The organism is Sporofaciens sp. St.21A7, from assembly GCF_059728535.1.
This window is the reverse complement of record NZ_BAAGFN010000002.1, coordinates 185,035-208,812: the sequence shown is the minus strand read 5'-3', so window position 1 is coordinate 208,812 and position 23,778 is coordinate 185,035. Positions and strand designations below refer to the sequence as shown.

General features: G+C 38.8%; 26 protein-coding genes and 2 pseudogenes. 7 read left to right on the top strand and 21 right to left on the bottom strand.

The window, feature by feature from the left end:
• Positions 1–21: 21 nt before the first annotated feature.
• The 3 genes and pseudogenes from AC6I3O_RS27620 to AC6I3O_RS27610 all read left to right on the top strand — a co-directional run bounded on the left by AC6I3O_RS27620 (position 22) and on the right by AC6I3O_RS27610 (position 2,419).
• Positions 22–525 (top strand): DUF6398 domain-containing protein, encoded by a 504-nt coding sequence (locus AC6I3O_RS27620; RefSeq protein ID WP_004072069.1) that lies wholly within the window; start codon positions 22–24, stop codon positions 523–525.
• Positions 526–592: 67 nt separating this feature from the next.
• Positions 593–889, top strand: a pseudogene (gene rhuM, locus AC6I3O_RS27615) (RhuM family protein); the annotation flags it as partial.
• 135 nt (positions 890–1,024) lie between these two features.
• On the top strand, positions 1,025–2,419 hold the full coding sequence (locus AC6I3O_RS27610) for a caspase family protein (RefSeq protein ID WP_497853962.1): 1,395 nt from the start codon (positions 1,025–1,027) through the stop codon (positions 2,417–2,419).
• Positions 2,420–2,450: 31 nt separating this feature from the next.
• Here AC6I3O_RS27610 and AC6I3O_RS27605 read toward each other — a convergent pair whose 3' ends face one another.
• A complete protein-coding gene (locus tag AC6I3O_RS27605) occupies positions 2,451–3,476 on the bottom strand; it encodes a site-specific integrase (RefSeq protein WP_497853960.1) in 1,026 nt (341 codons plus the stop codon).
• A gap of 12 nt (positions 3,477–3,488) precedes the next feature.
• Positions 3,489–3,680: a helix-turn-helix domain-containing protein gene (locus AC6I3O_RS27600; RefSeq protein ID WP_120422738.1), complete on the bottom strand. Its 192-nt coding sequence runs from the start codon at positions 3,678–3,680 to the stop codon at positions 3,489–3,491.
• A 195-nt stretch (positions 3,681–3,875) separates the two neighbouring features.
• On the opposite strand from AC6I3O_RS27600, the gene AC6I3O_RS27595 reads away from it, so the two are divergent.
• From AC6I3O_RS27595 to AC6I3O_RS27580, 4 genes are read left to right on the top strand one after another with little or no spacing between them, the layout of a single operon-like run.
• A complete protein-coding gene (locus tag AC6I3O_RS27595) occupies positions 3,876–4,349 on the top strand; it encodes a GNAT family N-acetyltransferase (protein WP_129180402.1) in 474 nt (157 codons plus the stop codon).
• A gap of 38 nt (positions 4,350–4,387) precedes the next feature.
• Entirely contained in the window at positions 4,388–4,894 is a 507-nt protein-coding gene (locus AC6I3O_RS27590; RefSeq protein WP_129180400.1) for a GNAT family N-acetyltransferase, read from the top strand.
• A 22-nt stretch (positions 4,895–4,916) separates the two neighbouring features.
• On the top strand, positions 4,917–5,483 hold the full coding sequence (locus tag AC6I3O_RS27585; RefSeq protein WP_129180398.1) for a helix-turn-helix domain-containing protein: 567 nt from the start codon (positions 4,917–4,919) through the stop codon (positions 5,481–5,483).
• 15 nt (positions 5,484–5,498) lie between these two features.
• Entirely contained in the window at positions 5,499–7,058 is a 1,560-nt protein-coding gene (locus AC6I3O_RS27580) for an AAA family ATPase (protein ID WP_129180396.1), read from the top strand.
• Between the two features lie 221 nt (positions 7,059–7,279).
• On the opposite strand, the gene AC6I3O_RS27575 is transcribed toward AC6I3O_RS27580, so the two are convergent.
• The 19 genes and pseudogenes from AC6I3O_RS27575 to AC6I3O_RS27485 form a co-directional block, all read right to left on the bottom strand.
• Positions 7,280–7,543 (bottom strand): Txe/YoeB family addiction module toxin, encoded by a 264-nt coding sequence (locus AC6I3O_RS27575; protein ID WP_497854189.1) that lies wholly within the window; start codon positions 7,541–7,543, stop codon positions 7,280–7,282.
• Positions 7,536–7,787 (bottom strand): type II toxin-antitoxin system RelB/DinJ family antitoxin, encoded by a 252-nt coding sequence (locus AC6I3O_RS27570; RefSeq protein ID WP_300822438.1) that lies wholly within the window; start codon positions 7,785–7,787, stop codon positions 7,536–7,538. Before AC6I3O_RS27570 ends, AC6I3O_RS27575 begins: the two co-directional genes overlap by 8 nt.
• A gap of 249 nt (positions 7,788–8,036) precedes the next feature.
• Positions 8,037–8,531, bottom strand: coding sequence for a hypothetical protein (locus AC6I3O_RS27565; RefSeq protein ID WP_300822440.1), 495 nt, complete (start codon positions 8,529–8,531; stop codon positions 8,037–8,039).
• Between the two features lie 564 nt (positions 8,532–9,095).
• On the bottom strand, positions 9,096–9,608 hold the full coding sequence (locus tag AC6I3O_RS27560; RefSeq protein WP_120412139.1) for a GNAT family N-acetyltransferase: 513 nt from the start codon (positions 9,606–9,608) through the stop codon (positions 9,096–9,098).
• A complete protein-coding gene (locus AC6I3O_RS27555; RefSeq protein WP_497853954.1) occupies positions 9,605–10,159 on the bottom strand; it encodes an AAA family ATPase in 555 nt (184 codons plus the stop codon). The genes AC6I3O_RS27560 and AC6I3O_RS27555 overlap by 4 nt, the downstream gene beginning before the upstream one ends.
• A gap of 73 nt (positions 10,160–10,232) precedes the next feature.
• Positions 10,233–10,715 carry a GNAT family N-acetyltransferase gene (locus tag AC6I3O_RS27550; RefSeq protein ID WP_120412141.1) on the bottom strand — a complete coding sequence of 161 codons (483 nt, stop codon included), beginning with the start codon at positions 10,713–10,715 and terminating at the stop codon, positions 10,233–10,235.
• Positions 10,716–10,777: 62 nt separating this feature from the next.
• Positions 10,778–11,269 carry a GNAT family N-acetyltransferase gene (locus AC6I3O_RS27545; protein ID WP_497853950.1) on the bottom strand — a complete coding sequence of 164 codons (492 nt, stop codon included), beginning with the start codon at positions 11,267–11,269 and terminating at the stop codon, positions 10,778–10,780.
• A 76-nt stretch (positions 11,270–11,345) separates the two neighbouring features.
• A pseudogene (locus tag AC6I3O_RS27540) lies at positions 11,346–11,534 on the bottom strand (hypothetical protein); the annotation flags it as partial.
• A 577-nt stretch (positions 11,535–12,111) separates the two neighbouring features.
• A complete protein-coding gene (locus AC6I3O_RS27535; protein ID WP_125128212.1) occupies positions 12,112–12,384 on the bottom strand; it encodes a hypothetical protein in 273 nt (90 codons plus the stop codon).
• Positions 12,385–12,494: 110 nt separating this feature from the next.
• Positions 12,495–13,139 carry an ATP-binding protein gene (locus AC6I3O_RS27530; protein WP_497854187.1) on the bottom strand — a complete coding sequence of 215 codons (645 nt, stop codon included), beginning with the start codon at positions 13,137–13,139 and terminating at the stop codon, positions 12,495–12,497.
• A 119-nt stretch (positions 13,140–13,258) separates the two neighbouring features.
• Positions 13,259–14,821, bottom strand: coding sequence for an IS21 family transposase (istA, locus tag AC6I3O_RS27525; RefSeq protein ID WP_497853947.1), 1,563 nt, complete (start codon positions 14,819–14,821; stop codon positions 13,259–13,261).
• A 159-nt stretch (positions 14,822–14,980) separates the two neighbouring features.
• Complete coding sequence (locus AC6I3O_RS27520) at positions 14,981–15,976, bottom strand: KAP family P-loop NTPase fold protein (protein ID WP_497853945.1); 996 nt, start codon at positions 15,974–15,976, stop codon at positions 14,981–14,983.
• Between the two features lie 200 nt (positions 15,977–16,176).
• Complete coding sequence (locus AC6I3O_RS27515) at positions 16,177–16,662, bottom strand: RloB family protein (RefSeq protein ID WP_334638589.1); 486 nt, start codon at positions 16,660–16,662, stop codon at positions 16,177–16,179.
• A gap of 7 nt (positions 16,663–16,669) precedes the next feature.
• Complete coding sequence (locus tag AC6I3O_RS27510) at positions 16,670–17,932, bottom strand: AAA family ATPase (protein ID WP_497853943.1); 1,263 nt, start codon at positions 17,930–17,932, stop codon at positions 16,670–16,672.
• Between the two features lie 312 nt (positions 17,933–18,244).
• Positions 18,245–18,442 carry a flavodoxin gene (locus AC6I3O_RS27505; RefSeq protein WP_159757509.1) on the bottom strand — a complete coding sequence of 66 codons (198 nt, stop codon included), beginning with the start codon at positions 18,440–18,442 and terminating at the stop codon, positions 18,245–18,247.
• Positions 18,443–18,702: 260 nt separating this feature from the next.
• Positions 18,703–21,069 (bottom strand): ABC transporter permease, encoded by a 2,367-nt coding sequence (locus AC6I3O_RS27500; protein ID WP_497853941.1) that lies wholly within the window; start codon positions 21,067–21,069, stop codon positions 18,703–18,705.
• A complete protein-coding gene (locus tag AC6I3O_RS27495; RefSeq protein WP_159757503.1) occupies positions 21,066–21,749 on the bottom strand; it encodes an ABC transporter ATP-binding protein in 684 nt (227 codons plus the stop codon). The genes AC6I3O_RS27500 and AC6I3O_RS27495 overlap by 4 nt, the downstream gene beginning before the upstream one ends.
• A gap of 86 nt (positions 21,750–21,835) precedes the next feature.
• Positions 21,836–23,065, bottom strand: coding sequence for a sensor histidine kinase (locus AC6I3O_RS27490; protein WP_288175626.1), 1,230 nt, complete (start codon positions 23,063–23,065; stop codon positions 21,836–21,838).
• Between the two features lie 5 nt (positions 23,066–23,070).
• Entirely contained in the window at positions 23,071–23,757 is a 687-nt protein-coding gene (locus AC6I3O_RS27485) for a response regulator transcription factor (protein WP_288175625.1), read from the bottom strand.
• Positions 23,758–23,778 lie beyond the last annotated feature (21 nt).

Here is a 23,778-nt window from a genome sequence, read left to right as displayed (position 1 = left end):
TAACAGAGAAGGAGACTAAAGATGAATGTTCCAAAAGAAATGAGAGAAACCTATGAGAAAATTTCAAAGCTGTTGATTGAGTATAGTGAAAAATATCTGAATAAAGAATATGAAGAATTGTGCCTTCATGCACTTGAAAAGTTATGCCGTAAACGGCCGTCGCCATTAAAAAGTGGCAGGAGTACTACCTGGGCTGCAGGGATTGTCTATGCAATTGGGAGTAATAATTTTATATTTGATAAAAACCAACCAATCCATATGACAGCGAAAGATCTGGCAGCCCCATTCGAGGTTGCTGCATCTACAGCATCTTCTAAGGCAGCCCAGATTAAGAAAATGTTGAAAATTGACTATTTTCACGCTGAATGGTGTCTTCCATCAGAAGCTGCCAGTAATCCTATGTTATGGATGGTTTCCATAGATGGATTGGTATTTGATGCCAGAATGCTTCCAGTAGAAATACAGGAGATATGTTATGAAAAAGGACTGATTCCATTTGTTCCCGCATATAAAAAAGAGCCATAGCTAATTCTTATGTAATTTCTTGACTCTATAATACCTAAGTTTAGGAAGTTACGGTTTAAGCGAAAAAGAAATAGATGCGCTAAATAAAATTGTTACGGCGTATTTAGATATTGCGGAAGTCCATGCCTTGAATCAAGAACCCATGTATATGAAAGACTGGCTAGAAACAATTGATGACTATCTGAAAATGACAAGAAGGGATATTTTAACCACAAAAGGAAGAGTTACACATAAACAGGCTCTTGAAAAGGCGCATGGAGAGTACGAGAAATATCGGAAAAAGCAGAAGGATATCCTTTCTCCTGTGGAATGTCATTTTCTTGAAAGTATAGAAGAATTACAAGAGTTGGAAGAAAAGAATTAAATCCATTACCTTATACTCTTTGATGTTATATGTATCAGATGGATGACGAATTGGCTGTTTTACTGATTGAAGCCCACAGGAATATTGGTTTTCTGGAAGGGTTTGCTAATACATTCGATAGGAGATGAAATAAATATGAGCAACTATGCAATTATTCTTGGTGTTGATAAATATAAATATGCTTCCGCATTACCATCTTGTGAAAATGATGCCAATCTTATGGAGGGATTACTAACAGCAACAGGAAAATATAAAGTGTTGCGAATAGCAAATAATGCGGCAAAGCATCAAATACAAGAAGAAATATCTTCTTTTTTACCCATAGATTCTACAGATATTGGTGAGGTTTTGTTTTATTTTAGTGGTCATGGAAAACAGGATGAACAGGGTATGCATTATGCATTGTACGATACCGATGTAAGTAAAATCAATAGTACTTCTCTCAACAACTCTGAACTTGATGATATTATTCGAAAATGTGCTCCTAAGCTATATGTCAAAATCATTGATGCTTGCCAATCTGGGGTTGCCTACATAAAAGGCATTGATGAAATAGATGGCGATTTCAAGTGCATTGAAGCAAAAGGATTTGAGAATTGTATTTTCATATATTCGTCATTAAAATCTCAATCATCTTATGCTGAGGATCTTTATAGTAAATTTACAAAAGCTATCATAGATGCCGTTGAAAGTATATCAGCACCAGCCGTAAAATTTACAGACATTCAAAATTACTTGAGTGACATTTTCAATTCAGCAGGAGGCATACAGACTCCATATTTTAGCACGCAGTGTGATGGCACGGAGTTGTTTTTTGAAAAAAACTCAAATGTATTAGCGTATTTACAAAGCCTTCATCCAGAAACTTCTGATATCAACGATAATTCGCAGTCGAACATTGATGCTGTTAAAGCGTATTTAGGTAAATGCCGGGATGATGGTGATGTGAAATCAATGCTTGAGAAAATTCAAGATGCTCTAAATAATTGGAAATTGGAACACAGCTTTTTGAATGAGTTTTATGAATGTGAGTGCAAAACAAATTTTCCTTATGAATACCATAGATACCATGAAGATACCAGTCTTGTGAAAATGTTACATGGCAGGATGGAAAAGGAAAATTTGTTTATTGAAGTGGAGTATACCTCCGTCAAAAAACAAAATCCTCTGGTGGAATCTCTTTTTTCAGGCTATAAGGATATTCCTGTATCATATCAATCCGTGGCAAATCAACTTCCATCTGTTTTTGCTATCCACTTTAAGGCCTCGGATAGCAATTTGCCCGACTATGTAGTACCATTTATTTTTGTATATAGCCCTACTTTCTTCTATGTTTTTACATGCACAAAACAATTTGTCCGAAAGGGCTGGAAAGAATATGAAAATGGTCGTTACACAAAATATGTTTACACAAAATTTGAATATGATAGTTTCAATGAATCGGATTGGTATCGTTATCAGATAAAGCGTTTACAGGAAACTGTTGACTTTATTGAAAAAACATTACTTGAATATATTGAACCCAAATAACTTTTCTACTCAATTCAACAGATGGTATCTGTTAAATCAAAGAAAGTGCTAACAATCCAGAAAATGCCAGCGACCGGCTGGCATTTTCAAATCGGAACCTAGTATACAGGTATATATTTTTTGTCGTAGGTTTGACATACGGGTGCCTTAAATCGTGGATTCTAATGCGCTTTACCCCTGCTTTCCCTGCCCCTCTCGTCATTTCATGGTGCAGGAAACTTTTTGTCAGATGAAAGATACGGTCAGTCGGGAGAAGCCCGTACAGCCTGCCGAGATACTCTTTTAATTCCTCACATAAAAAATCCGGCATACTGACATTTCGCTTGCTTTTCGGTGTTTTGGGGTCTGTTATCACATCTTTTCCCTCTAATCGCTGATAAGATTTTGTTATCCGAATGACCTTGTTATCAAAATCTATATCCTGCGGCGTGAGTGCTAAAAGTTCGCCAACACGCAAGCCACACCAATATAAAATTTGAAATGCTTGATAGGAATATGGCTTGTCTTTTACTGCTTCAATGAATTTCAGGTATTCCTCTTTCGTCCAAAAAAGCATTTCCTCCGCTTTCCCTTTCCCAAGTGGTCCGGCTTTAACAACGGGATTGCTTTTTAATTCGTAAAAGCGCACCGCATGATTAAATAATGCGCTCAATTCAGATTGCAGAGTTTTCAGATAAGTCGGCGCAAAGGGCTTTCCTTTTTCATCACGATAGGAAATCTGCTCATTCTGCCACTGGATAATATCTTTTGCACGAATATCACACATTTTCTTATTCTCAAAGTACGGCAACAATTTTGTGCGTAAAATATGCTCTTTTGTCAGCCAAGTATTGCGCTTCAGCTTTGGCTTCATATCCCTTGTGTATGCCTGCACAAATTCCCCGAAAGTCATATCCAAGTCAGCCGCTTCTTTCATGCGAAAATGATGTTCCCATTCCGTAGCTTCTCTTTTGGTTTTGAAACCTCTCTTGACTTTCCGGCAGTTTTTTCCCGTCCAGTCATAATAATGGAACGATACATACCACGTTCCACGCTGTTCATCTTTATATGCCGCCATAACCTGCCCTCCTTAGTTCGCCGCCTGCGCCATGCCGTAGAATTTTTCTTCATAATATTTTCTGCTGACACGTCCGGCGATTGTGATAAAACCTTTTTCTTCCAGTTCCTCATTCATCTGTCGTACTAATTTGTAAGCAAATGGTTTGGAAACACCCAACTCCTGCGCTACCTCCCCGGCAGTTACAAATAGTTCATTCTTCATTCAATATCCTCCTTTTTATTTAGCGTTTTTGTTAAGTTCTGTATTTGAATTATACTTAACATTTCTGTTATTGTCAATAGCCTATTTGTTAAACTTATCTTTTTTATTAAATTTAGCATTTCTGATAAGTTTTTATTGCTGTATTATCTGAATTATGCTAGAATATATGGAGAATACAGAATTGAGAGGTCAGCTATGGACGTAACGATACGAAAAATACAAAAACAGGAATATCCGTTACTGGATAATTTTCTATATGAAGCAATTTTCGTTCCAGATGGTATCGAACCTCCACCTAAAACCATCATTACATCTCCCGAATTACAGGTTTATGTTGAGCGTTTCGGGGAATCCAAAGATGATTGGGGATTAGCAGCAGAGGTTGACGGTAAGATTGTCGGTGCTGTTTGGGTTCGCAGTATGAACGATTACGGACATATAGATGATGAAACGCCCTCTTTGGCAATCTCTCTTTATAAAGAGTACCGGGGCTTTGGCATTGGAACGGCTATGATGAAAGAAATTCTTAACCTGCTTAAATCACATGGGTACAGTCGGGTTTCTCTTTCTGTTCAAAAAGATAATTATGCGGCAAAGATGTATTTAAAGATTGGTTTTGAGATTGTAAGGGAGAATGAGGAAGAATATATTATGGTGTATTACCTATAACAAATTTATAAATAAATTGGAGAAAGGACATTCCATTTATGAGAATCCGACCGTATATACCAAGCAAAGATTACGAATATGTATCAAAATGGATTGATGACGAAAGAACTCATGCTTTTTGGTGTGCAAATCTTTTGCCATACCCCATGACACAAAAATCTTTCCATGATTTATTAGAGAAAAATGCAATGGACTGGACGGACAGTGCTTATGTCGCAACAGAAAACAGCGGACAGGCAGTAGGCTTCTTCTGTTATTCTGTCAATACAGCAGACAATATCGGTTTTCTTAAATTTGTTATTGTTGATAAAACTAAACGTGGAAAAGGTTACGGAAAAGAAATGCTGAATCTAACTCTGCAATACGCTTTTCAGATAAGTGGAGCAAAAGCGGTTCAACTAAATGTTTTCAATGAAAACACATTAGCGAAACAATGTTATGAAAAAATCGGCTTTGTTGAAAGAAAGATTGATAAAGATGTATTTGCATATAAAGACGAGTTATGGAGTAGATGTAACATGATAATTTCAAAACAATCACTCTAATTTTCAGAAAGGACACATGATTATGGTATTAGGAGAACGGATAAAGAGAATACGCACGTTCCGGGGCTTGACACAGCGTGAACTAGGCTTGAAATTGGGATATGAGGAACGCAATGCCGATGTTCGTATCGCACAGTATGAATCCGGCTATCGTGTTCCCAAAAACAACACTTTAATGGAAATGGCAAAGATACTGAATGTCAATTATATCCATTTTATTGGTGTCACTCCCGGTTGCGCCGAGGATATTATGCTCACATTCCTTTGGCTTGACGAAGACGACCGTAGCACGATCCATTTATTTCAGCTTGTCCGTAATCCCGGCAAATGCAACGCTTCTGATGATAAATCGGTGCGTTACTATGATAATGATGATTGGCCTACTCATGCCCCGGTGGGTATGTGGCTAGAGTATGGGTTAGTCAATGATTTCATGCGGGAGTGGTGTTTGAGGAAAGAGCAGTTGAAGAATGGGGAAATTTCCGAGGACGAGTATTTCGAGTGGAAAATCAACTGGCCTGCTACGAGCAGTAGTGTTGATGAAAAAGGGCATGATAAGAAAAATAATAGTTATAAATGGAAAAAATAGATATAAGGAGTTTTTATGGAAAACAATATATTACAAGTAAAAATAAAAAATATACGTGGAATTTCATTCTTAGAAATCAATATGCCCCTTAATCCTGATGTTTACGCAATTACAGGCATTAATGGCATTGGGAAAAGCACTGTATTATCTGCAATTTCTCCACGTTTAGTACGTCCTATTAATTTTTCTATGTTACGTGATTTTGATTTTAAATCAGATTCCTATATATCATATTCTTTAAATAATAATCACGAAATATGGAAACCTAATGAACAAAATCAATGGAACTGTATTACAGAACAATGTCTAAATCTAAGGGGTTTTCAAGAAGGCAGTATTACAAAGGGCACTCGATTCTCTAACACTTCATCATATAGAGCTTACAAAAAACTGCAACACGTCAACCCCAATTTAGTTGTTCCCGCCGACCCATTTGTAAAAGAAAACCTTGGTCTAATATTGCATAATAATAAATATTACTATCAAAATTTATTTCGACTAGAGCGTGACAAAGCTTATCGGATATATCATTACTCAGGAGTACCCTATTTTTTCCAAAACGGAGAAAATTTACTAAGCTATTTTGATCTCAGCACTGGTGAATTTTTGTTAATAAATTTGCTTCACTTACTAAATAATCTTCTTGTACGTGTTAATAATAATGAAAATCTAAATCTAATACTCATTGATGAAGTTGAGTTAGCTTTACATCCTTCAGCAATAAAAAGACTTGTTGATTTTATGCGAAATATTGCACACCGCTATAATGTTGCAACATATTTTTCTACTCACTCTTTAGAAATCATCCACTCTCTGCCAATAGATAATTTATTTTATCTTAAACAGACAGATTCTTCTGCCATAAAATGTGAAACACCATGCTATCCAGCCTATGTTACAAGAGATATTTATTATCATAGCGGTTACGATGTTATAATATTGGTTGAAGATGACCTGGCTCAATATATTGTAGAAGCATTTATACAAAAATGTAATTTAGAACAAAATAAAAGAATTCAAGTTCTCCCTATTGGCGGCTATGACAACACTTTAGACTTACATCAAAATCTATTAGAAGACCGTGTATTTTCAAACGTAACACATATTATTAGTATTATTGACGGAGATGTCAAAGAGATTGTTCTTAAAAAGAAAAACGAAGAAAATCTTTGGTCTACTGTTCCTTTTGATAATGTACTTTTTTTACCTATAGAAAGTTTGGAAAAATACCTAAAAAAACAAATTTTTGATTTAAAAAACCATAATCTTATGCGCTTAATCCGAGATCGATTATTCAAATTTAAAACCGAAATAAATTGGTTTGAATCTGAGTATCTTGAAAATATAGTTAATAGACGCAATTTGGATGTTGCACAAAATAAGCAACCCAAAACTGATATAGAATATTTTGCTAATGGAAAGAATCTTTTTTCAATTCTTTCCAAAGAATACATTAACAATGGCGGAACAAGAAGTGAATTTAGAAAAAATATGTGTGAACTTGTAATAAGTTGTAATAACTATTCTAATTTTGAAGAAAAATTAGGCACTTCATTAAATCAAATCTTTTATTAGCAAATATAGGTATCAAAAAGGTATCACGCCCCACATCAAAAGCCGGAAAGTCCGCTGTTTATGCGGCTTCCCGGCTTTCTGTTTACTATTCGAACTCGGCGTGTTCTTTGTTGTTCTTAACTGTATTTGTTTAAGATTTATGCAAATACACGCCCATTTTCACATCAATTACATCATTTATTATGGCTTGCTGATTTTCCGTTGCCAAAATGTTGCCGCCCTTATTTATCTCTATAATGAGAACCACATTGAACAATCTTTATCACATTATCTTCTATCCGATAAACAATACGGTTTGCATCGTCTATCCGCCGGCTCCAATAGGATGCCAAATCACCACTTAACCTTTCTGGCTTTCCTATTCCCTCGTAGCCATTCCGGTCAATATCCTTCAACAATTGGAGAATACGTTTTAAAGTCTTTTTATCCTGTTTTGTCCAATATTCAAAATCTTCCCACGCCGCATCTGACCATGCCTTAATCATCAAAGTCCACCTCATGCACCGTACCACCTGTAGCTTCCATTTGCGCTACAGACTCCTTAAGCCTGGTCATATTTTCCTGCGAATAAAAAGGATCGACAGATACTTCAAATGGTATTCGTTTCTCTCGCCCTAATTTTTTTAAATAAATATTTATAGCTGTTGATAAAGACATACCAATATCAGCACAAGCCTGTTCTGCCATTTTTTTTACATCATCTTCTATGCGCAAACTGATTTGAGCCATTATATCACCTCTTTCTTCATGATGGTATTAGTATATCCCATATCGTAGCATTTGTAAAGCATATCTCTATACAAATACTTACTTCTTTATTATTTTTTCAATATCATTTATACAAATGGATAACATATCCCCTTTGCCCAACCTTTTTCTTTGTCCAACATCCTTTCTGATTTCATAAATGATATCTTCCAATAGTAATAAAGAGTTCTCTGGGCTCATGTCTTCCAGTGACGCTTTTCTGTATCTTAACTACTTTTTTACTACTTTATTTGACCCCCATAACGTTAATCCCTTGGAAAAATCCGACATCATTCTAAACTTATCAGATTCTGTCATTTGCTCATTTACAGGTTTTTTTGTATCTTCCATAATAGTATAAATTATGCTTATAAATTGTTCATACGGTGCCTCTCTTTTGTCGTATAAATATTTTTTTACATTATATCGGTAATCAATGATTTTTGCTATTACAGACGTAAAAACCACACCGACTATAGACACCATACCTGTTATCATTGCCACAATAATTACTTTATCTGTGGTACTTACAAACTTTTTCAGGAAATCAACCAAATGCTCAATTCCATTCCCTAAGCAAGAAAATATAAGCCATATAAATAATATTGCTCCAAACACAAGTATTACCAACAAAACCAACCCTATCACAAAATTGATTCTAGGATGTCTCTGCGCAAACGGTGCTTTTTCTTCCACTTTCTCTGAATCCTTTTTCGTACTTTTCATATACTATCCTCATTAACTATTCGTCAATTTTATATAAATACCCATTTCTATTGGCAACAACTTACCACCTAATTTTTTCTGAAACAATAGATTGTAAATATAGCAGGCAATCTCATAGACTACCTGCCATATAAAATAAATAATATACTCTTGCACTACTCGAACTCGGCGTGTTCTTTATTATTATTAACTGTATTTGTTTAGGTTTTATGCGAATACACGCCCATTTTTACATCAATTACATCATTTATTATGGCTTGCTGATTTTCTGTTGCCAAAATGTTGCCACGCATTTATTATAGCAAATCCCGGTAATTTGGCAACCTATTTTTGAAATGTTACGGATTAAAAGCCGTTTTCAATGATAAAAGTACAGAATATCTCCTACGTTCATTTTATAGTTGTAAGTTCACGCAAAATAAAGCTCTCATAACGTCTAATGCGTAACACGACGATACCTCTTTTCTCCTTATCTATCCTTAATACATGGTGCTAGCACCATGTATATATAATCAATAAGGAAGAACAATTTTCCGCTACCATCACTACATTATAAACGTGAAGCTATATTTCCGTTCTCAGTAAAGAATACATCTTCATGTCGATAACTTTACCGTTTTTTACAGCATTGCTTCTCAATGTACCCTCATACTGGAATCCCACTTTTTCAAGCACTCTACAAGACGCTGCATTGTATGCAAATGGCTCTGCGTAAATACGGATAATATCACTCTTTTCAAAAACATATTCACACATTTGCGTTACCGCTTCAGTCATTAAACCTTTACCCCAGTATTTCTCGGCAATATAGTATCCCAACTCGGCAGTCTGCCTATGAATATTGTCCTGTCGAAAAACGCCAATGCTTCCCACCGCCTTGTCATCTACTGTAATAGCAAAAGCAAAAGTTTCATTTTCATCTGCGGAAATCATAGAAGAAATATAATCTATTCCGTCCTGCTCTGTATAGGGATAAGGCATTCCGTCCCGAAGATTATCTTGTATCTTTCTGTTGGAGAGAGCCATTGCCAAATCTTTTGCATCTGATAGTTTCCATTTTCTTATTTTACAAATCATTTTTTATTCCCCATTTCTTTAGCAAATAAATTTTTACCCTGCATAAGTGTTATAATCAAGTTCGTATTCTCATCAATGGACTTTGTTCCATCAATCCGCATAACCGGGCATTTCAAGGACTTTACCCATTCTTCAACAGTACTTTCATTTCTGGATTCAACAAAGCGAAAAAATTTTTCTTCCTGCTCAAACAAATCCCCGCCCGATAACATTCTATTACCGAACTTCTGAAAAGAACGATCTTTCACTCGCTGCAATCTAATATCCCGTGTAACATCAAGCAATATGGCACATTGAAAAAATGAATATAACTCTTCTCCATAATCTCCTTTAACAGAAGCAAGAATAAAGTTTTCATGTGTTCGTATCTCACAGAGCAATCGTTCCGCTACATCCTCACGGGTACGTGGAGAAGCATATATATAATTAGAATATGTTTTAGGGAAATACAAATTTTCAATATCAATAAAATGGAAATGTAACTTCTCTGCAAGAATTTTACCCAATGTACTCTTTCCACTACCATTTAATCCACATATAATAATTCCCATAAAATCTCCTTAAGCAACTTCTGGGTTATCAAGCTCTTTGCAAGCTCAAATTTGGCACTACACATATATCCTCTTATTCAAGAACATACTCATAGCAACAATCCTCTTTTGTAGTACCTTCTATTATGCACATTTTTCCACTATTGACAAAGCCATTATCTTCATAAAACGTTCTAGCTTTTATGTTATCTTTTATAACCCATAATACTATTTTATGAACTCCTTTTTTTCTTACTTGCTGAATCAGATATTTTATTAAAAGTGTTCCTATCCCCTGTCCTACAAAAAAAGGTTCAACATAAAAATCCGTAATCTCAATTGTCTTATCACCTATAGAATGTCCGTTTATTATCCCTTTGATAATTCCATCATCATATAATAGCATTCCATCTAATCTATCTGGATTATTTTTATATTCTTCATATAAACGAACAACCTGCAACTCGTTAAATGACACATAATCATTTTCAAATATAGGTCTATATGCAACCCTTTTTCCAAACACAATAATCTCGGCTATCCTTGAAATATCCTGTTTATTAGCTTGTCTAATCATGTATGATTACCTCATTACTTGTACATATTTCAAATTATTTACAAATAGACATATGAATGTTTCTATATTTCGCTAAACAGATAAACCATTTCTATCATATTATCCTCAATAATTCCTGTTTCCGCAAATCCGACAGACGTGTATAAATGTTTTGCAATTTCATTACCCAAGAGAACTCCTGTATATACTTCTCTTACATTGAATTTTTCTCTCAAATATGTAATTCCGCACGTCAACGCTTCTTTGCCATATCCTTTTTTCTGATATTGTTTATCTATCATAAATTTCCATAACGTATATTGGCTTCTAGGTTTATAATATCCTAACATAATAAATCCAACTAATGTATCACCAACATATGCTGCAAAAGGAAAAGCTGTTTCACGATAAACATATGCCTGCGCTAATGCATGAGCAGTTGATGATACAAACTTGTCTTGATATTCAAATATCTGTAAATTTAACACATCTTCAAGGTTATCCGATGTAATTTCTCTAAGTTCAACCATATTGTTACTCCTATAACTTCTTATTTTGCAGTTTCGTAAATTCATTTATTTGAGTATACCACTTCTTATTTTTATTTTCCACAAAAATATAGGGCATAGCAACCGCCACACCCCATATTTCTTATCGTTCTAGCGACTTCTCTATTTTCTCTTTCTGCCCTTTCAAATCATTCTGCTTTTCGTACAGACTGTTACGCTCCTTGCACAATTCTTTCATGCGCTCCAACTGCGCCCGCACTCCCTCCCGACAATCCGGCTCAATCTTTTTATATTCCCCGGTCAGATTGCGGATTGTATTATTGTTTTCTTTTGCAACAGTGTACAAAGGGATACATATAAAAAAACAAAATAATGGACTGCCAACCTACTGAAAAACCGCTCTTTCACAACGAAGGGCGGTTTTTTCATGGGCGCAGGGAAAGGAGGCACCCCAACTACCGGGGCTTGACAAGAGAGGTCAAACCCTTTTTTCATGCCAGAAAACCAAGAAGGAGGTATTGTGATTATTCTAATGCTTGGGAGCCACCAATTTAAAGCTTGAGAGCCACCCAAAATCCGTCCTGATTTTAATGCTTGGGGGCCATCTATAAGATACAAGATATAGTTGTACTGAAAATATCATGGATTGTCCAGAGTAATTTTGGAATGTTCCTGAATAAAATTAAGAAATAACAAAGCAGACCTTTGGCCAGCTATGCTGATACGAAATTCCTCGAAATCTTATTTTTCCAGCATATTCTCTTTTTGAACGAAAGAAGACAGAACCTTTGATGACCGGCTCTTCCCTCTCTTTGTCTGCTAATCGAAATCACCGAGACAATCTTTTGCATAAAACTTGAACAAAGCTTAAAATAACAGCTTCAAATTAATGGCAAATAAATTTCACCTCATTTTTTCTTTCTTACTTCATTAAAAATCTGAAGCTCGGAAAGTGCCTCCATGATGGCAAGTTCTGATATCCCTTCAACAGTGGTTCCTGTTCCAGGATTAAATAATTCTTGCTGTGCATCAGCTCTGAAATCATAAGATTTTAGTTCGGCTGTATACCATGCCAGGATTTCATCCCTTAAATTGTCTGCCAGATCAAGCAATACTCGTAGATTTCGTATTTTTTGTCGAATATCATTAGGAATGGTCGGTTCGTCTAACTTTATTTTCATTAAAAACCTCCTGATAAAAGGAATAAATGTTGTGGCATCTAAAGAGTCATCAGTGTTTCCTGCTAACGGTTGATTTATCGTCTGCCACATACAAAAATAAATCTGCGTTTTTATGAGTTTAAGGACTCCATAAGTTTTCTGGCTTTTTGAGAATCGTACAGCTTTCTGAGGTTATTTTCGGTAGTCGGTATGGAATAAGAGTTATGTATGATCCGGTCCATAATAGAATCGGCCTGGGTTCCGCCGCCTAACCGTTCATGCCAGTCACAGACCTCGTATTGCCCGACAAAGATCGTCGGATTATTTCCACAACGCTGTTCTACCAACTCATATATGAATTTTGACTCTTTCTCATTGATCTTATAGTTCAGCCATTCATCTATGATCAGCACTTTATAGTTTCCCAGTTTCTTCCGGTATCGTACCTGCTCTCTGAGGTTATCTTTGTGGGCCTGAAAATGTCCCAGCATATCCGGCATTCTGATATAACACGTCCGGAGAGTCTGTTTACATGCTTCTACACCCAGGACACATGCAAGATAGGTTTTCCCGGCACCCGTCGGGCCTGTAATGATCAGGTTTGTTGCAGCACCTACGAATCCCATGGTTGCAAGATTTGCGATTTTCTCCCTACTGCTCTCTCGTGCATCACAGTCTAAAGTTTCAAGGCTTGCATTGGGATACTTTAAATCTGCATTCTTTGTCAGCCTGGTGATCAGTCTGTTCTGCCGTTCTGTTATTAGAGCTGAGAGCAGATGCTAAAGTCTCTCATTGTAAGTCAGGTCAACAAAAGATACTTCTTTTTCCTGAGCCTCGATCACAGCCACTAAATCACTGAGTTCTAATACTGATAATTGTTTCTTGATCTCTGTATTCATAAATTTTTACCATCCTCTCTATAATAATCCGCACCTCTTACGATTCCCTGCTTATGATCTTTTACGTTCTTTTTTGTAAGATCATTTTTTCTGTTTTTTGCAGCTCTTTTCACATAAGGCATAAGCGTGTTGTAAGTAATCAGATGAAAGTCCTTAAATGCAAGGCTGCAAGCTGTTTCAAGGATATCTTTACCATATACACCAGCGATATCCAATACGGTTCTTGCATCTACAAGAGCCTGTTCTTTTACTTTTGCATTGTCATACAACCTGCCTATCACGGTTCTTGTACTGTTGCCAATAGCTTCTGCTTTATTCAGCGTTGATTCCATTGTATCCGGAGTGTATATTGGATATGGAAGATGGGACATCTCTGTTCTTTTCGCATTCCGAATGCCTGTGGGAATACGTTTATGCTCAGCTACTAATTGATGTGAGGCGTAGATACAAACAAGAGAACTGTTATACTGCACATCAACGTATTTATTTATGTAACTGCTTGGAACAGAGTATTGTCCCTTGTGAAACCATATATGGGAATTCGGGCCTACTTTGTGATTATATGACCACTCACAGATCTCAAAGGGAAGCATTGGCAGGGTTCTGAGATATGGTTTTTCCTCCAGCTCATAAATTGTTTTTCTACTGCCGTTTCTCTTTTGGAAGGGTTTGTCATTTAGCCTGTCAAGCACTTTTCTGATTGCCGAATTAAGCCCTTCTATAGAATGAAAAGTTTCATTTCTGAGCATGCCGATGATCTTTCTTGCAATTTTTCCCACCGCGCCTTCGACACTTGCTTTCTGTTTGGGTTTCTTTACCTGTGCCGGCATAATTGCAACCTGGTAGTGTTCTGCAAAAGATAAATAGGAATCATTCAGCACGACCTCTCCATGTTTCGGGTGTTTGATCACGCCTGTTTTTAGGTTGTCACAGACAATCCTTACAGGTGTCCCGCCAAAGAATTCCAGCATGTGGACATTGCACGACAGCCAGTCTGATTGGTTCATAGAAGCGACAGCCTCTACATAGGTATACTGGCTGTACGGAAAAGCCGCAACAAACAGATATGCCGTTTGCTGTTCCTGTTTGTCAGGATCCATGTAGCTCATCGTAGGACCTGACCAGTCAACCTCCAGAGTTACTCCCGGTTTGTGTTCGATATGACTGGTATAATTTTTATCAGCTATAAAGCGTTTATAGCCATTTGCGAATGTAGCATAACAGCAATGGGAAATCCCTTGTGCATTACCCTTTTCACAGTATTCCTCCCATAGCAGCATTTCTGTAACCCCGACCTTTTTCAATTCACTGTGGACATACGAATAGTCCACTGGAGCAAATCTGTTTCTTGGCCTGAAGGTATGGGGATAAAAAAGGTGATAGATCTCGTCATCGTTCATCAGACATATTTCATCCCAGTCTTTGTCACATTTGTCATAAGATTCTTTCACAAATGCAACAGAATTACGAGAGACCTTCAAAGTTTTAGAGATCTCTCTGGCACTTAGATCCTTGTGAAGAAGTTCAAGGATCTGTCTTACTTTTGTTTTCTTAAACATAGAAAACCTCCTTTAAAATGTATTTGAAAAGTACGGGTACTTTTCATAAACACATCTTAAAAGAGGGATCTTATCTTAAGCAATATATTTGGATGACCACAATATATAGTGGTGGCTCCCAAGCTTTAAAATACACTGGATCCAGATGGCTCTCAAGCTTTAAATAGATGGCTCCCAAGCATTAGAATAATCAGTCATATCTATTGAAAATTCCAATGGACTTTCCGCCCTTTTTTCTTGCAAATATGATAACAAACCATTAAACTTCTGTTCTTCTAATTCATTTTCTGCTAAAAGACACAATATATAAAATTCTGTTTCATCTTTATTCATACTTGGTATTCGAATCGGATATTGGATAATTTTTTCCTGATATTCTTTTCCAATATCCATATTAATGCCCTCTATGTCTTTAAATTTATTTTTGATTGCATAGGACACATGTCTTTCATCAGCGCCAATTACAAAAGCTACTTTTCCATTAAATAAAAACAGCCTCATTGCTTCTAATGTATCTAAAATAGTATTTGGACTGCATCGATCCAATTCATCCACATAAATAACAAGTTTCTCAATTCCTGCCGCTTCTATCAACTTTGCAAATTTCTCTCTGAACTCTTTTATATCTTCCCGCAGTTCCTTATAATCTAACTTCTCCTTTATATCTTTAATTACTGCTTCTTCATCTAATTCCCCTAAAACTTTTCTTGATTTTTTTATTACAGAATTCATTGTCAAATTAGCAATTGAACCGATTCCACCTGTTAGTGCCAAATCAATTCCAAATTTTATTCCTCCTTTAATTAGTTTAAATTTATCAACACTTTGATAGAGTGCCCGTATTATCTCAAGCGCTGTTCCTTCCAATTTTCGGTTTTCTTTTATTCCATCTAATATTGATGATAAAATTGCCGTCTTTGCATCGTCATAGCTCTCATACAACCAGCCATTAAATAATAAACAGACTGTATCATCTTTTTGCTCTTTAAGCTTTTTCATACACATATGCATCAAACTCGATTTGCCACTTCCCCAGTCACCATACAAACCTATACAAGATGGAAGCAACTTTTCATCATTTATGGTATCAATCATAATATCAACAATATACCCATAATCTAAATAATCAATTTCTGTTTCACTATCTCTCCACATAAATTCCTCCATGATTCTGCCTATAGTAAATATTTATTGGCTAAATTTACCTTTTTCTTTATTTCCTCCACTAACTGGTAAACCGTCGTACATGGACACATCTTAGATGGTATCGTTTTTCCTTCTCGAACACACTGCCCATACTTCTGCCTTGCTATTTGTAGAGCTTTTTCTTCATCTCCTGTCCGGGAAATCTTTTCTTACAATCCCGCATCTGATTTTGAATATTTTTGTCCTGTTTTTCTTTGAAAAATCTTTTCAAACTCATCACAGCATACCCAAGATTCCATAATAGCTGGCATTGCTCCATAATAGGAGTACATCCATATTTCAAAACATGGATTTGACCAGCCCAAATTTATGCCCAATGCCTCCGCTTCCTTTATGATTTCATCAAAATCTTTTACCTCATCCCTGTCAAACACAATCCAAGGCATACGATATTGCGCATCATATGCTGTCATTTCCAGACATTTATCAATCATTACCCTTGTCTTAGTTTCCACTACCTTGATTACTAATTTATTCTGTATGTCTTTCGGAAGCTCTTTATGCAGTCCCTGAAAATAGCATCTTTCTGTTGCCTCTGTATCTGTAACCACCAAATAATAACCCAATTCCGGAATCTTTAATGGCTGTCGCTGTTCTCTGGTCTTTCGGTTACCAGTCCTGTCTTTTCTTGCCATATTATGATCATCCCTCCTTAAAGATATCAATACTCTTTAATGTTGGAATCGCACCATACTTTCCAATCAGATAATTTTTTTCGTAGCTTTCATCTTTTCGAATCCTGGCACCAGATTCATCTACAAAGTCCGCCAGAGAATACAATTTAGAAATCCCCTGTCCATCTTTTTCCGTAAACCACACCTCATCCCTCCGAAGAAGCTGATTAGACAGCTGCCATGTATCATGTGTTGTAAAAATCAACTGTGCATGATTCGTATTGATTTCTGGATTCAGGAAAGTAAGCAAAAAGTTCCGAACCAGTAACGGATGCAGACGAGCATTTAATTCATCAATGAAAAATACGCTTCCCTTTTCCAAAACATCCTGTAATTCTGGATACAATGCAAACATTTTCAATGCCCCCGCCGATTCCATGCCCAAAGGAATAGCTGCAAATTCATCAGAATCTATTTTTTTGTGCAATGCACTGATTTTATATGTTTCTTCTTTCGTTTCAGTGTCATGCGGAACCCTTTCTATCTCAAAATCTTTAATGTGCTCATCAAAAGAGGCAAAATACTCTATCACTTTCTTTTGCACACTATCATCGTCTACAAAGCCTTTCGGCAAACGACGTGACAAAAAGAAATTGGTAAATGGATCCCCAAAATCTGCGAACTCATTTGCCAGAAACCAGTCCCGAATGTCTTTACACTTATTCACTTTCAATTTTGCTCCAAGAGAAACAATTAAAACCTGCTTCTCCAATGCCACCTGAATATTCTCCCTACTGCTCTTTGGAAGACCTGACAAGTCCAGTGTATTTTCTTCAATAGAACGATAAAAAACAGACTTAAACTTACGCGCTGTCTTAGCCTTCGAATTCAGCCATTCCTCTGTAACTCCATGTCTGTCAACACAAAAGCCATAATTATATGTTTTTTCTGTCTTATCCCCTGAAATTGTAAAATATATTTCAAAACTAGACTCAGCATTACCTGAAATACTATCAAACAAAAATGGAGTTGGCCGATATTCCTCAAATTTTTCTTCTTCATCCCCATATTTGAAAGATTCAATCACATAATCTGCCATATATTCAAACGCATTATATATATTAGACTTTCCACTGGCATTTGCACCATATATAGCCGCCATAGGCAAAATTTTTTCATTTCCTTCCGAAACCACCCTGTCAGAAAATTCTGTCATCTTTGCCGCAGATAAATCCAAAATTGCTTCATCTCGAAATGATTTAAAATTTTTAAAATTAAATTGTATAAGCATGCTTGCACCTCACATTTTTCTTTACTAACTATTGTATCACATTTTATCACTTTTTCAACATGTAAATTCGATTTATTCTCACTTATATGTATTTTATTATCGCATTTTAACATAATTATCTTTGTCTATCCATAAATTTACAATAAAAAAAGATGGGTCCAGCTACTTCCTGCCAGATACATCTATTGCTATCCTCACTTTATGTTATTTATCTGCTAACGCTATACACACTTTTTACAGCTATCTATGTATACTGTTCCTTTTCCTGCCCTTATGGGAACACGATACACATAATACACACTCAAAACGGGGCTACAGTTTAGGGTAGCCCAAATAAATTTCATCATAGCTATCCAGACTTTCCGGCACGGATACCAGCTCTGGCCTCGCCTTTGCCCTCAAGTCATTTTTTGCCTGCTCAATACAAGTATTGTAATCGGCGGCATACGGAACCTTTTGCTCAATCTTGAACAGATCGGCTCCAACTGCGGCGGCGATCATTTTTGCCACCTTTTCCGAAGCCAGTACCATGGAAATCAGTTACAATGTAACCGGCCCCCGCCGAAAAGAGCTGGCAACTGCAGTAAGCGACTTCATCGGAACGGCTCCGGCAGCGGGGTTTTTGGTGCCTACAATTTTTCCAAGGCAATTCCGTATATAAAAATATCCGCTAAAATGTTCTCACGGCATAATGTCGGAATTATACTTTTTAGCGGATATTGTTTTTTGCCCCCAACTGTGCCTCCGATATCCAAGGCCTTACCGGCTTTTTACTCCCTGCTTATTGTATCCACCACCGTCATTTTCTTGATCTGCTTCGCCGGCCCCATAACCGCCAGACATACGGAGCCAAGCATAATGAACACAATCACCAAAAGCTCCCATCCCGGAACGCTCCATTCATCTCCCCATCTGGAAGTCACAAGGTTTTGGAACAGAACCTTATTAAGAGGCAGCCCAATCACACATCCTAAAAGAACACCAAAGACCGTATAGGTCATTGTCTCACCCAATACCATCCTGTTTAACTGCCGCACAGTCATTCCAATCGCCCGCATCGCGCCATACTCCCTCATCCGCGCCGACACGCTCATGGCAATGTTATTGATGATATTAAAGAAACCAATCAGAGCAATCACTGCCAAAAAACCATAGAGAAATACGGACATCGAATAGCTCGCCCCTTTCGTTTCTTTGTTTCCGATCCGTTTGTCAGAAAATGCAACACTACTGCTACATTCCTGTTCCATTACCTTGCGGATCTCCTGCACCTGTGAATCCGTTGCATCCCGATTAAGCTGTACATCAAGAACCGCATACCCGTCTTCTCCTGTCAGTTTCCGGAACAATTCTTCCGAACAGACTGCCATCCCTGTCATACTGTCTGTATTACCGTCCACTCCATAACTGTACGGAACATCTCCAAGGGTACCGACGATGGAAGCTTCCTGCTCCCTGCCGCCTGCCGATACCGTGACATTGCTGCCTGCTGCAAATGTATTCCCTTCCCGATGTACGGAAAGCATGCCTTTTCCATCTATCGCATCCTGAAGATTTCCCTCAATCAGAGAATCCTTTGCCCACTGAAATTGCTGGTCATCATAAGAAATCACGATAAGCGTGCTCCCTTCTCCTGGAACCGTAAACTCTGCATAACCCCTGCCAAATGCACGCTTCACGCCCGGATACTTTCTGATTACTTCATCAAGCCCTGACGGAATCTGATTAGTATAATCTTCCTTATAAATATAAAGATCGGGGGCAGACGCACGAAGCGGCGTAAGCGCATGATGCATAAAATCAATAGCTGTGCCAAATGCAAGGAACAGGATAATACTGAATGCAAAAGAACTTGTTACTAAAAGGAAATTCTTCTTACTTCCAGAAGCATGATGAACCCCCAACGCCATATCCACTTTAAAAATCCGTGTATTTGCCGTCCTTTTCACTGCCTGCACGGTTCCTGCATTTCCGGAAACTGCTGTTAACGGAGACACTTTCGCAGCACGCTTAGCCGGAGACCTTGCAGCCAGAAGTACAGTAACGAATCCCACGATCATTCCGGCTGCGACCGCTATATAACTGACTCCGAACACCGGCAATCCTTCAAAAAGCCCCGGGCTTAGACAACGCAGCATTCCACAAAGAACCCATACCATACAAATCCCCGCAATAATGCCCGCTGGAATGGCCGTCCTGCACCAGCTGAGCGCTTCTCTTCGCACAAATCGGATCACTTGCTTTCCGGTTGCTCCAAGGCATCTCATCATACCAAAGAATTCTGTCCGCCGTGCGATATTACTGTTCATACTTGCTGTAATCATAAAGATTCCTGCAACCACGACTAACGCCGCCAAAACTACCGCCACAAAATATAACTGCAGGATGTAGGTATCCTGGCTCTGAAACATTAGCATAAGAACCTTTACATTCTGACGCACCTGCCCCTCTTCCAGGCCAAACTGCGCGCTGATCTCACGGATTGCTTTCTGGATATTACAAAACTTCCGAAACTCTACATAATAAAGCACTTCCTGTGCCGATTTTGTTTCTTCCGGCCGCAATGCAGAAAATCCGTCCGTATTCAGATACATGCCAAACGCGTCATGCTCTGCCTCTAATGCCGTATCTTTCGTAATCCCGGTAATATGATACTGCTTCATCTCCCCCTGAGGAGTTGCCATGCTGACAGTATCTCCCACCTGCACGCCCAGCCGAGTCTTTGCACTCTCATTCAGAACTGCCTCTTCGGTATTTTCCGGAAATGCTCCCTCTGTAAGCTCCGCTGCCGGAAACATTTCCAAAAGCTCTTTGTCAAACCCACAGACTGCCGTTTCAATTCCCTCAATCCGATAACCGTCTCGCAGATGATAATTCAGCACCCCATACCGCGCGATATGCTCCACCTCCGGTCGTGCTTTCAAAAGCGCTCCCTGTTCTTCATCCACCAAAAAACCTGCATGCCAGCTTCCATCGCTCTTAACCGCCTGTATCATCTGGGAACGAATCTCCATATCCGCCATCCCAAAGATCACCGTGACCAGAAACACTGCCAGCACGATGCAGAGCCTGGTCATCCGATTCTGTTTCTTATGCTGTTTCGCCGATATTTGTATCAAATCCAGATAATGCTTCAATCCGACACACCTCCCAGCTCACTAAGCTCTCCGTCCGTAACCTGGAACACCCGGTCTGCCTGGGACGTCAGGTTCATATTATGGGTAATCATTAAAACAGTCTGCTGATAATGCCGTGACGCCTTGCACAAAAGATCCATTACATCCTGGCTGCTCTGGGAATCCAGATTCCCGGTCGGCTCGTCCGCCAGGACCAGCGCCGGCCTCGTAATCAAAGCACGCCCTATGGCCACCCGCTGCTGCTGTCCGCCAGAAAGCTGTCCCGGCAAATGCTTCCGTCTGTTCGTAAGCCCCAGTACCTCTAAAATCTCATCCACCCGTTCCTGATTCGGTTTCTTGTAATCTAACAGAAGCGGGAAGATAATGTTCTGCTCTACATCAAGCTCTGGAATCAGATGAAAGGACTGAAAAATAAACCCGATATTCTGTCTGCGGAAGACTGTCCGTTCATTTTCCCCCATCGCAAATATGTTTCTTCCATTTAAAAATACGTTCCCAGAGTTTGCCTCATCCAGCCCGCCAATACAGTTCAGAAGCGTGCTTTTCCCAGAACCGGATGCTCCGACGACCGCTCCGAATTCTCCTCTCTGCATGGATAAAGAAACATTCTTTAACGCATCTACACGGGCCTCCCCGCTTCCATAAACCTTACAGAGATTTTCTACTTTTAATATTTCCATACAATCCCCTGCCTTTCTCAACTATTCTTTTTTGGATGGACAAAAAAAGAATAGCATTTTAACCTTACATTCCGGTGAATGGAAGCTTACAGATTCGTAAGAAAGGTCAGCCAGAAGACGCTCCCCTCTCCCGGCCTGCTCTCCACAGACAGATTTCCCCCCTGACCTTCCACAATTGATTTCGCCAGGGAAAGCCCAAGCCCTGTCCCCTGCCGGTCACTGGAAGACCGGCTCCGATAAAACTGTTTAAAAATATGATGGATGTCTTCCTGCGCAATGCCTGACCCGTTATCTTCTACTGTCATGCGAAAAACTGCAGGGGTTCTTTTCCACGATACACGGATAACATCTCCTGTTTCCGTATGATCGAGCGCATTTTTTATAAGATTCCCAACCGCCTCTTTCGTCCACTCCTGATCGCAGAGCAGTCTCTCCTCTGGCCTGCCGTCCATCAAAATCTCTTTTCCCTCCTGCTTCGCGCGTTCCAGCAGATCGTCCACTGCCTGCCCTGCGACTTCTGCCGCAAAACACTCCCGTTTTTCAAAAACTATATTCCCAGTATCCAGACGCGCCATTTTTAAAAGAGACTGTATTAACTGCTCCATCCGTTCCAGAGATTTCATGGATTTCTGAGAAAAAATCTTCACCGTTTCTTCATTCTCGGGCTCATCCTTTATGATCTCCATATACATATTTAGAGCTGCAAGAGGCGTTTTCAGCTGATGTGAAATATTCGATATCATATCTCTTAAAAACATCTTCGCTTTATGTTCCATCTCACTCTTTGCCTGCAGCGACATAGCAAGTTGTTCAATACTGCCAAACAACTGGAAAATTGCCCCTGTTTCTCCTGCGGGCAGATGGTTTTCAAACCGGTTCTGGTCATACTCTGCAATCACCGTTTCAATACTTTCATACATCTGCTCTCTTCTTCGCAAAAACAATCCCGTACCGCCCAACACCATAATCGCAAACACCAGACCTACAAAAAGCAGCGCTGCAATCTTCCAAACGGACGTTTGCTCTGCAAACAGCAGTAAATAACTCTGCGTATGTTCTGTATGTCCGATGGTTTCCAACAGTTGTTTCCCTTCTTCCGTTACCTCCACATGATTCCATGCAGAAGCCACCAGCGCAGGTGAAACTTCCTGTTCCAACAGATAAGAAGCTGCCGCAAGCTCGCGTTTTATAAGAATTCTTCTGATATCCTGTGCCTGAAAAATGCCGCAGATTCCCAAAACGCAGATCTGCAGCAAACAAATCACTACAAGAAACAGATAAAACCTTCGTGTCTGCTTTTCATATAGAAATTTCAAACCTCTCACTCCTCCCACTGGTATCCAAATCCCCGGACTGTTTTCAGATGTTCCGGCCGAGACGGGTTCTTCTCCAGTTTTTCACGCAGGCGGCGTATATATACGGACAGTGTGTTATCATCCACAAAGTTCCCTGCGCCGTCCCACAGTTTGTCCAGAATCATCCCACGGGTAAGAACACGCCCGCTGTTTTGCAGCAGCAGACAGAGAAGCCTGTATTCTGCCCCTGTAAACTCTGCCAATTTATCTCCTAAGAATACTTTCCCTTCTGCAAGATTTATCGTCAGATCACCCGAACGCAGGATATTTCCTTCCTCATTCTTCCTATTACTGCGCCGCAGTAGTGCGCGGATACGGGAACACAATTCTCCAAGCCTGAACGGTTTTGTAATATAATCATCACCTCCGCAGTCAAGACCGCGGATTACGCTTGTTTCCTCATCGGATGCCGTCAGGAAAATGATAGGAACCTGGTTTCCGGATTCCCTGAGCTTCTCACACAAGGTAAATCCATTCCCATCCGGCAGTGTCACATCAAAAAGAAGGATATCAAAATCGCTGCTCTTCGCAATCCGTTTTTCTGCCTCCTTTATCGTTCTGGCAACATCTACATCGAATCCGTTTTTCTTCAGAGAATATGTCAGACCGTCAATCAGACTGATATCGTCTTCAAGAAGTAACAGTTTCTGCAAATCAAACGCCTCCCTTTATTC

What these genes read in the sequence shown, in the direction of transcription:
- AC6I3O_RS27555 (WP_497853954.1), bottom strand. Translation starts at nt 10,159, where the DNA reads ATGGGAATTATTATATGTGGATTAAATGGTAGTGGAAAGAGTACATTG.
- AC6I3O_RS27585 (WP_129180398.1), top strand. Translation starts at nt 4,917, where the DNA reads ATGGTATTAGGAGAACGGATAAAGAGAATACGCACGTTCCGGGGCTTG.
- AC6I3O_RS27605 (WP_497853960.1), bottom strand. Translation starts at nt 3,476, where the DNA reads ATGGCGGCATATAAAGATGAACAGCGTGGAACGTGGTATGTATCGTTC.
- AC6I3O_RS27550 (WP_120412141.1), bottom strand. Translation starts at nt 10,715, where the DNA reads ATGATTAGACAAGCTAATAAACAGGATATTTCAAGGATAGCCGAGATT.
- AC6I3O_RS27580 (WP_129180396.1), top strand. Translation starts at nt 5,499, where the DNA reads ATGGAAAACAATATATTACAAGTAAAAATAAAAAATATACGTGGAATT.
- AC6I3O_RS27495 (WP_159757503.1), bottom strand. Translation starts at nt 21,749, where the DNA reads ATGGAAATATTAAAAGTAGAAAATCTCTGTAAGGTTTATGGAAGCGGG.
- AC6I3O_RS27590 (WP_129180400.1), top strand. Translation starts at nt 4,388, where the DNA reads ATGAGAATCCGACCGTATATACCAAGCAAAGATTACGAATATGTATCA.
- AC6I3O_RS27520 (WP_497853945.1), bottom strand. Translation starts at nt 15,976, where the DNA reads ATGTGGAGAGATAGTGAAACAGAAATTGATTATTTAGATTATGGGTAT.
- AC6I3O_RS27545 (WP_497853950.1), bottom strand. Translation starts at nt 11,269, where the DNA reads ATGAATTTACGAAACTGCAAAATAAGAAGTTATAGGAGTAACAATATG.
- AC6I3O_RS27515 (WP_334638589.1), bottom strand. Translation starts at nt 16,662, where the DNA reads ATGGCAAGAAAAGACAGGACTGGTAACCGAAAGACCAGAGAACAGCGA.
- AC6I3O_RS27510 (WP_497853943.1), bottom strand. Translation starts at nt 17,932, where the DNA reads ATGCTTATACAATTTAATTTTAAAAATTTTAAATCATTTCGAGATGAA.
- AC6I3O_RS27600 (WP_120422738.1), bottom strand. Translation starts at nt 3,680, where the DNA reads ATGAAGAATGAACTATTTGTAACTGCCGGGGAGGTAGCGCAGGAGTTG.
- AC6I3O_RS27560 (WP_120412139.1), bottom strand. Translation starts at nt 9,608, where the DNA reads ATGATTTGTAAAATAAGAAAATGGAAACTATCAGATGCAAAAGATTTG.
- AC6I3O_RS27610 (WP_497853962.1), top strand. Translation starts at nt 1,025, where the DNA reads ATGAGCAACTATGCAATTATTCTTGGTGTTGATAAATATAAATATGCT.
- AC6I3O_RS27620 (WP_004072069.1), top strand. Translation starts at nt 22, where the DNA reads ATGAATGTTCCAAAAGAAATGAGAGAAACCTATGAGAAAATTTCAAAG.
- AC6I3O_RS27575 (WP_497854189.1), bottom strand. Translation starts at nt 7,543, where the DNA reads ATGATTAAGGCATGGTCAGATGCGGCGTGGGAAGATTTTGAATATTGG.
- AC6I3O_RS27595 (WP_129180402.1), top strand. Translation starts at nt 3,876, where the DNA reads ATGGACGTAACGATACGAAAAATACAAAAACAGGAATATCCGTTACTG.
- istA (WP_497853947.1), bottom strand. Translation starts at nt 14,821, where the DNA reads ATGTTTAAGAAAACAAAAGTAAGACAGATCCTTGAACTTCTTCACAAG.
- AC6I3O_RS27570 (WP_300822438.1), bottom strand. Translation starts at nt 7,787, where the DNA reads ATGGCTCAAATCAGTTTGCGCATAGAAGATGATGTAAAAAAAATGGCA.
- AC6I3O_RS27535 (WP_125128212.1), bottom strand. Translation starts at nt 12,384, where the DNA reads ATGAAAATAAAGTTAGACGAACCGACCATTCCTAATGATATTCGACAA.
- AC6I3O_RS27565 (WP_300822440.1), bottom strand. Translation starts at nt 8,531, where the DNA reads ATGAAAAGTACGAAAAAGGATTCAGAGAAAGTGGAAGAAAAAGCACCG.